Raw genomic sequence first — 8,164 nt, forward strand, 5'->3', positions numbered from 1 at the left:
CCGAGCCTGTTGTTGCTCGCCCCCGGACAGGAAGCCTGCCGCCCGACCGCGAATATCCCATAGCTTGGGGAAGAGGTCGAAAATATGCTGCGGCACCTTTGCGCTGCGCTTGCCGCGCCCGGCCAGCGCGGACAAGCCGGTTTCCAGATTTTCCATGACGGTGAGTTGCGGAAACACATGCCGTCCCTGCGGCACGAAGCCGATCCCCGCCCGCGCCCGGCCATGCGCGGGCATGGCGGTCATGTCGCGCCCGTCGAAATGCAGCGTCCCACCGGTCACCGGCCGCGTGCCCATGATCGTGTGAAGCAAGGTGGTCTTGCCCACCCCGTTGCGCCCGATTAGCGCCATCACCTGCCCACGTTCCAGCGTCAGGTCCACATCCCACAAGACCCGACTCTGACCATAGGCGCTCGACAGGCCCGCAATCTCCAGCAGCGCGCTCATGCCGTATGGCCCAGATAGACGGCGGCGACTTGCGGGTCGGCGCGCACTTCAGCGACGCTGCCTTGTTTCAAGAACTTGCCCTGATGCATCACCGTCACCGGCGCGGCCAATTGCTCGACGAAGCTCATATCATGGTCGATCACCAGCACGGTGCGGCTATCCCCCAGCCCCAATATCAATTGCGCAGTGCGGCTCGTTTCGGCCGGTCCCATGCCTGCGGTCGGCTCGTCCAGCAGCAGCAATTCCGCCCCCGTCGCCATCACCATCGCGATTTCCAGCCATTGCTTCTCGCCATGCGCCAGCGTGCCCGCCTCCACATCGGCGCGATGCGTGAGCGCGACTGCCTCCAGCGCTTCTTCTACCGCCGCACGCTCTTCCACCGGGATGCCGATGCCCAAGCTTTTCCACCAGCGCCGGTCGCGCCGCGCCGCCAGCGCCAGATTGTCGCGCACGCTCAAGGTCGGCAACACGCCGGGTGCCTGGAACTTGCGGCAAATCCCCCGCCCGACGATCGCCTGTTCGGGCAGATTCTGGATGTCCTCGCCCTTGAAGACGATCCGCCCTTCGCTCGGCCGCACCCGGCCGATGATCGTATCGCACAGCGTCGATTTGCCCGCGCCATTGGGACCGATAACGACCCGCGTCTCGCCCCGGTTCAGCGTCATCGAAAAACCATCGAGCGCCTTGAACCCGCTATAATCGACGGTGACGCCATCGACGCTGAGCAGCAGTTCGGAAACCGCCGAACCGCTCATGCCGCCTTCCCCTTGGCCAGGCCAGCCAGCCCGCGCGGCAGCAGGGTCACGACGAAGATGAACAGCGCGCCCATCAGATAGAGCCACAATTCGGGGAAAGCGCTCGACACCGCATCGCGCGCCAGATTGACCAGCAGCGCCCCGACGATCGCGCCCGCCAGGCTGTAGCGCCCGCCGATCGCCACCCACACCACCATCTCGATCGAGGGCACGACCCCGATCAGCGCGGGCGACACGACGCCCGCATGCAGCGTGAACAATGCGCCGCCAATCCCCGCCAGCATCGCGGCGATGGCGAAGGCCGCGACCTTGAAAGGCGTCGGGTTATACCCCAGGAACCGCACCCTATTCTCGCCATCGCGAGACGCCCGCAGCAATATGCCAAAGCGCGATGCCAGCAGCCAACGCAGGGCGATGAACGCGACGCATAGCACCGCCAGCGTGACCCAGTAGAGCGCTGATCCGGTGCCGGGACTGGCCAGCCCCACGCCGAAGATCGAGTAGAAGTCGGTGAGGCCATTAAAGCCCCCCGTCACATCCTGCCGACTGATGATCAGCGTCGCGAAGGCGAGGCTGAGCGCCTGCGTGATCAGCGCGAAATAGGTGCCGCCCACGCGGCGATGAAACACCGCCCAGGAAAAGAGCGCCCCGGCCAGCGTCGGGATGATGACGATCGCGGCCAGCGTGAAGAGCGGGCTGGTGAACGGCTCCCACCACAGCGGCAGGCTTTCCCGCCCGCTCCACACCATGAAGTCCGGTATCTCACCGTCCGGCAGATCAGCCAGTTTCATGTGGATGGCGATGGCATAGCCGCCAAGGCCGAAAAACACCCCCTGCCCCAGGCTCAATATCCCGCCATGGCCCCAGATGAGGACGAGGCCCAGCGCCAATATCCCCATCGCCATGAAGCGGGCGAGCAGGTTGAGGTCATAGCTCGACAGCGCGAACGGCGCGACAAGGGCCAGCGCAAGCAGCAGCCAGGGCAGTAGCGGCTTGATCGGCGCAAAGCGCGCGGTGAGGGCGAAAAGATCAGGCATCGAGTTGGCGGGTCTTTACGGCGACGACGCCTTGCGGGCGCACCTGGATGAAAAGGATGACGAAGACGAGCAGCAGCATCTGCGCGACGCTGACATCAACGAATATCTGCGCCAGCGCCGCGAACAGCCCCAGGATGATCGCCGACGCGGTCGTACCAACGATGCTGCCCAGCCCGCCCATCACGACGACCAGGAAGGCGGGGATGATATAGCTTTGCCCGACATTGGGCGTCACCGGGCCAAGCAGCGCGAGCATGACGCCCGCAAGACCCGCAACACCTGAACCCAGGCAGAAGACGGTCAGGTCCACCCGGCGCACATCGATGCCGGTTGCCGACGCCATCATCCGGTCCTGATTGACCGCCCGCACCAGCAACCCGATGCGGGTCTTGAGCAGCACCAGCGCCAGCGCGCCCAGCACCAGCGCGGCGATCGCGATGATGAACAGCCGTGCCGATGGCAGCGTCACGCCGAACGCCACGAAGCTGCCCGTCAGCCATTCGGGCGCGCGCACTTCGACACCGACCGCACCGAACAGGTCGCGCGCGCCCTGTTGCAGGATCAGGCTGACGCCCCAGGTCGCCAGCAGCGTATCGAGCGGCCGTGCCGACAGGCGGCGGATCAACGTCGACTGGATCAACCCGCCCATGGCCGCCGCGCCGATGAAGGCGACCGGAATGGCGAGGATGATCCCCATCGCCCCCGGCACCACCAGCAGGGTCATCCAGGCAAGATAGCCGCCCAGCATCAGCATTTCGCCATGCGCCATGTTGATGACGCGCATCAGCCCGAAGGAGAGCGCCAGGCCAAGCGCCGCGAGCAGGTACAGCGACGCGAGCGACGCGCCATTGAACAACTGGTTGAGGAAGAGGGCGTCCATTATGCTGCGCGTCTCGCGATCAGAAGGGGCTGTGGCATATCATCGCCCTCCGTCATTCCCGCGTAGGCGGGAACCCATTTCCCAACCTTCCGTCTTTCGATAGAGCCGGAGATGGATCCCCGCCTTCGCGGGCATGACGGCGTTGCTAGGCATTGTTAGAGCTTGCAAGTCTTGCCGGGGAAGGCGAGCGCATCATAGGGTTCCGGCGCGATGTCCTTGCCGCTGTCGGCGATGATCTCGAACTGGCCATCGGCCTTGAGCTTGCCGATATAGGCCTTCTGCACCAGGCTCTGGTTCGCCGCGAAGCTGACCGTTCCCATCGGGGTCGCAAAGCCACCCAGCGATGCCGCCGCCTTGCGCACCGCATCCGGCTCGAAGCTCTTCGCCTTTTCGACCGCCGCCTTCCACGCATAGACGTCGAGATAGCCATGGACCATCGGGTCAGTGATGGCCGCATCCTTGCCGAACTTCGCTTTATAGGCGGCGATGAACTTCTCGTTCGCCTCGCCCGTCAGGCTTTGGAAATAATTCCACGCGGCATAGCTGCCCTCGACCAGGCCCGCGCCCATCGCCTGGGCTTCCTGCTCGCCGATCGAGAAGGACATGACCGGCATCGTCTTGGGGCTGATCCCCGCGGCCTGCATCTGCTTGAAGAAAGCGACATTGCTGTCACCGTTCAGCGTGTTGATGATGATGGCGGGCTTGGCCTGCGCGATCTTGGCGATCACGCCCGAAAAATCGGTGCCGCCCAAGGGCACATAGGCCTCGCCCAGCACCTTCATGCCGCCCTTTTCGATATGTTTTTTCAGGATCAGGTTGGCGGTGCGGGGATAGACATAGTCGGACCCGACGAGGAAAAAGCTCTTATAGCCCTGCGCCACTGCCCATTCGAGCGCGGGCAGCGCCTGCTGGTTGGGCTGTGCGCCCGAATACATGATATTAGGCGAACATTCGTTGCCCTCGAACTGCACCGGATACCAGAGCAGGTTCTTCGTCCGCTCGAACACCGGCAGCATCGCCTTGCGGCTGGCCGAGGTCCAGCCGCCGAATACGGTCGACACGCCATCGCTTTCGATCAGCTTCGATGCCTTCTGCGCAAAGGTGGACGGGTCCGACGCGCCATCCTCGACCAGGGCGTTGATCTGCTTGCCCAGCACGCCGCCGGTCGCGTTGATCTCCTCGATCGCCAGCATCTCGGCATTTTTCACCGTGATCTCGCTGATCGCCATCGTGCCGGTCAGCGACTGGAGCACGCCAACCGACACGCTGTCGCCCGCAGGCGCGCTCGCATTGTCGCCGCCGCCGGAACAGGAGGCCAGCGCCAACGCGCAGGCGGAAGTGGCAAGCATAAGCAGCCTGGAACGGATCATGATGTGTAGGTCTCCCCCTGGCAGGCCGGTGGTGGCGCTGCGGCACTCTGGATGGGATCAAGGCTATGGAATGCGGGCTATCCCCCGTATGCGTCATTTGACGTAGGCAGGGCGAAGCGCTTGCGCCTAGAGTTGGGACCATGGCGGGCAGGGCAGAGAGTATGGGGATCGACAGCAACGGCGCGGGGGCAACGCCCGGCCAAGCATTGCGCCCCATGCGCAGCCGGGTCGGCAAAGCCGTGCGCGATCCGCTCTTTGCTTTTCTGGTCGCGGGCGTGGCTCTGTTCGGCGGCTATCAGATCATCGAACGCGGGCAAAAGCCGCCGGTCGTCTTCACGCCCCAGGTCGAACAGGCGATGGTCGAAGACTATGAATTGCTTGTCGGCCGCCCTGCCACAGCCGCCGACAAGGCGCGGATCAAGCGCGACTATCTGGCCGAGGAACTGCTGTTCCGCGAAGCGATCGACCGCAACATGCACCTGACCGACGGCGAAACCCGCAAGCAACTGGTCGACAAGGTCCGCTACCTGATCGCGGGCGCTCCGCCCGAACCGACCGACGAACAATTGGTCAACCATTATGCCGACAATCTGGCGCAGTATCGCGCCGAACCGCGCACCAGCTTCACACAGGTCTACCGGGCACAAAAGCCCGCCGACGCGGCGTTGCAGCTGGCGCAGCTCAATGCCGGGGAGACGATCCCCAGCGACGATTTCTGGCTGGGTCGCGCCTTTCCGCGCTATGGCGATTCGATGGTACGCGGCATTTTCGGCCAGCCCTTCGTCGCCACGCTCAAGACCGCCCCGGACGGGCGCTGGTTCGGCCCGGTCCAGTCGCCGCGCGGCTGGCATTTCGTGCGCAAGAGCGAGAGCATCCCCGCCGCCATGATCCCCTTCCCCGCGATCAAGGATCAGGTGCGGCAGGATTATATGATTGCCCATAGCGAAGCCGCCATCGACAAGGCGCTGTCGGGCCTCAAGGAGAAATATGATGTGGAAGAATAGTCTGGCCGCCCTCCTGCTCGCGCTGGCGGCCTTGCTGCCGGGCACGGCGATGGCCGACATCTTCCTGTCCGCTGATTTCGCGTTGACGCGGGGCGAGGATGCGAACAGCTATGAATTCACCGCCGCCGTGCCCGAAACGGTGGGCCAGCCCGCGCCGATCGTTTGGCCGCAGGGCTGTCGCCAGACCGCGATGACGCGCCAATCCAGCGGCGGCCGGGCGCAATATGCCTATGAATTCGCCTGCGAACGCCCGTTCAGTGCGGGCGACGTCATCCAGACGCCATGGAAGGCCGATGGCGGCCGCTTCGTCACCAATGTCATGGGCAGCCAGGTCGATCGCAGCCTGACCGGCGACGCGAAAGGCATCGCCGTTCCAGTCGGGGAAACCGCGGTCGGCGAACGCCCCCTGACTCAGATCGCGCCGGAATTTCTGGCCCAGGGCGTCTGGCATATCTGGCTGGGCTGGGACCATCTGGCGTTCGTTCTCTGCCTCGCTCTGCTGGCGCGCGGGCGGGACTTGCTCTGGTTGGTCAGCGCCTTCACCGCCGGGCATTCCATCTCGCTGGCCGTCGCCTTTTTCGAACTGGTCCACGTCCCCGTTCCCCCGGTCGAAGCCGCCATCGCCCTGTCGATCGCCTTCATGGCACGTGAGGCTTTGCTGGTCGGGAAGGGCGAACAGGCCTTCGCCTTCCGCCGTCAGTTGACGGTCGTGTCGTTGTTCGGCCTGCTCCACGGCCTCGGCTTTGCGACGGCACTGGGCGAACTGGGCGTGCAGGCGGGCGAGAAACTGCCTGCGCTCATCTTCTTCAACATCGGCGTCGAAGCGGGTCAATTGCTGTTCGTCGGGGCCATCATGGCGACGCTGGCGGGCCTGCGCGCTATCTCGCTCGCCGCGCCGGTGCGGATTGCGGCGCTCTATGCCGTCGGTGCGATCGGCTGCTTCTGGATGGTCGAGCGGGTGGCGGGGTTTGGGATCGCTTGATCGTCCAGACGGTCCCGCGCGACGATCCCGCTGACATTAGCCACAGCGAAACTCACGCCATAGAGGTTGCGCCGTTGCTCGACGCCAGGGATCGGGCGGGGATGGCCGGAGGCATGGACGATCCCGTCCTGCACAACATAGGTTTCGCGCGGGCAGTCCCAATCCAGAGCGACGCCCAACACCCCATCCAGACTGCCCGGATAGCAGGGCTGGCCATCGACATCATGCGCGGCCACGATCATCACGCCCGCCGCTGCCGCTCGTTCCACCGCCGCCGCAAAGACCGGGGCGTGCGCCGGGTTGACGGTGCCAAGGCTGAGGTTGATCATATCCACACGCGCTTCCACCGCCAGATCGATCGCGCGCACTAATGCCCGCGCGCTGGCCCGCAGCCCATCGTGAAACACCCGGATCGGTAGGCATAGCGCATCGGGAGCTTGCTCCATGATGGCGGCCGTCACCGCCGTTCCATGCCCCAGCCGATCGAGCGTATCGTCTGCCGTCACCGCCCCATCGCGCGCCACGGCAAAGCCGGGTAACAGCCGCACCGCGTCGATATGCGGATGGTCGGGATGGACGCCGCTGTCGATGACGGCGATACGGATCGGGTCAGGCATCGACCATTTCGCTGCGCTGCTCGACCCGCGCATGCCCATCGGCCAGGGTGACGACCATATCCGCCATTCGCGCCATAACGGGCTTGTGGGTGATGATGATGATCGTCGCATCGGGCAGCGCGCCGCGCAGCCGCCCGGCGATCAATTGCTCGGTCTCGCCATCCAGCGCCGAGGTCGGCTCGTCCAATATCAGGATGCTGGGCGAGCGCAGCAAGGCCCGCGCCAGCACGATCCGCTGCCGTTCGCCAGCCGATAGAGCCATGCCCCGTTCCCCGGCGCGCGTCGCATAGCCGAGTGGCAGCTTGGAGATGAAGCCATCCAACCCCGCCGCATGGGCCGCCGCTTCGATCTGCTCGCGCTTCACGTCGGGCAAGGCAAAACCGATATTCGCCGCAATCGTATCGTTGAACAGATAGGGCGACTGATCGACCAGAATGATCTCCCGCCGGACATCGTCGAGCCGATAGGCGCGCAGGTCGCGACCATTGACCAGCAGCCGACCTGTATCGGGATCGAGATAACGCACCATCAGGTCCGCCATGGTCGATTTGCCCACGCCGCTGGGGCCGAGAATGGCACACAGGCTGCCAGCGGGGATCGTCAGGTCGATGTCGCGCAACACCGCATCGCGATCATAGCGCATCGCCACCTGCTCGAACCGCATCGTGCCTGCCCGCTCCAGCGGCACCGCATCGGCGCGTTCGACCACCTCCGCTTTGGTATCGAACAGTTCGAATATCCGTCCCAGCGACACGCGCGCCGACGCAAGGCCCGACGTCAGACCCATCAGCGTCTGGATCGGCGAGAGCAGCCGCATATGATAGGTCATGAAGGCGACCAGCGTCCCGATGCTCAACCCATCCTCGATGATGCGCCAGCCGCCATAAAGGATCACTGCCGATGTCGCTGCCGTCATCAGCGTGCCGGGCAGCGCGCCTGTCATGAAGGAGGCCACCTGCATCTTGAGCATGGCACCGACAAAGGCATCGTTGCGGCCCTTGAACCGCTCCACCTCATGCTCGCCCGCGCGCAGGGACGCGACGACGCGCATCCCCATCACCGTATCGACCAGCAG

Annotated in this window: 9 protein-coding genes; 2 read left to right on the forward strand and 7 right to left on the reverse strand. The window is 64.8% G+C overall.

The genetic code is table 11. The features are described 5' to 3' along the window. The 5 genes from IL54_RS09425 to urtA all read right to left on the reverse strand — a co-directional run. Nucleotides 1-444, reverse strand: a 444-nt coding sequence (locus IL54_RS09425) for an ABC transporter ATP-binding protein (protein WP_156106285.1), incomplete at its 3' end; no start/stop codon positions are given. Next, entirely contained in the window at nucleotides 441-1,199 is a 759-nt protein-coding gene (gene urtD / locus IL54_RS09430; protein ID WP_037475086.1) for an urea ABC transporter ATP-binding protein UrtD, read from the reverse strand. The genes IL54_RS09425 and urtD, both read right to left, overlap by 4 nt. Then, nucleotides 1,196-2,236, reverse strand: a complete 1,041-nt coding sequence (gene urtC / locus IL54_RS09435) for an urea ABC transporter permease subunit UrtC (RefSeq protein ID WP_193378835.1) — start codon at nucleotides 2,234-2,236, stop codon at nucleotides 1,196-1,198. The genes urtD and urtC overlap by 4 nt, the downstream gene beginning before the upstream one ends. Continuing rightward, a complete protein-coding gene (urtB, locus tag IL54_RS09440; protein ID WP_037475088.1) occupies nucleotides 2,229-3,116 on the reverse strand; it encodes an urea ABC transporter permease subunit UrtB in 888 nt (295 codons plus the stop codon). The genes urtC and urtB overlap by 8 nt, the downstream gene beginning before the upstream one ends. A 155-nt stretch (nucleotides 3,117-3,271) precedes the next feature. Next, nucleotides 3,272-4,486 (reverse strand): urea ABC transporter substrate-binding protein, encoded by a 1,215-nt coding sequence (urtA, locus tag IL54_RS09445; RefSeq protein ID WP_037475090.1) that lies wholly within the window; start codon nucleotides 4,484-4,486, stop codon nucleotides 3,272-3,274. Nucleotides 4,487-4,626: 140 nt separating this feature from the next. On the opposite strand from urtA, the gene IL54_RS09450 reads away from it, so the two are divergent. After that, a complete protein-coding gene (locus tag IL54_RS09450; RefSeq protein ID WP_081912866.1) occupies nucleotides 4,627-5,490 on the forward strand; it encodes a peptidyl-prolyl cis-trans isomerase in 864 nt (287 codons plus the stop codon). After that, a complete protein-coding gene (locus IL54_RS09455; protein WP_237748832.1) occupies nucleotides 5,474-6,472 on the forward strand; it encodes a HupE/UreJ family protein in 999 nt (332 codons plus the stop codon). The genes IL54_RS09450 and IL54_RS09455 overlap by 17 nt, the downstream gene beginning before the upstream one ends. Here the strand turns inward: IL54_RS09455 and qhpE are convergent. Next, nucleotides 6,406-7,089: a subtilisin-like serine protease QhpE gene (gene qhpE, locus IL54_RS09460; RefSeq protein WP_081913053.1), complete on the reverse strand. Its 684-nt coding sequence runs from the start codon at nucleotides 7,087-7,089 to the stop codon at nucleotides 6,406-6,408. The two genes, IL54_RS09455 and qhpE, sit on opposite strands and share 67 nt — an antisense overlap. Further along, nucleotides 7,082-8,164: ABC transporter ATP-binding protein (locus tag IL54_RS09465; RefSeq protein ID WP_037478258.1), on the reverse strand; the 1,083-nt coding region annotated here is incomplete at its 5' end. The genes qhpE and IL54_RS09465, both read right to left, overlap by 8 nt.

It is taken from the genome of Sphingobium sp. ba1 (genome assembly GCF_000743655.1).
GTDB lineage: Bacteria > Pseudomonadota > Alphaproteobacteria > Sphingomonadales > Sphingomonadaceae > Sphingobium.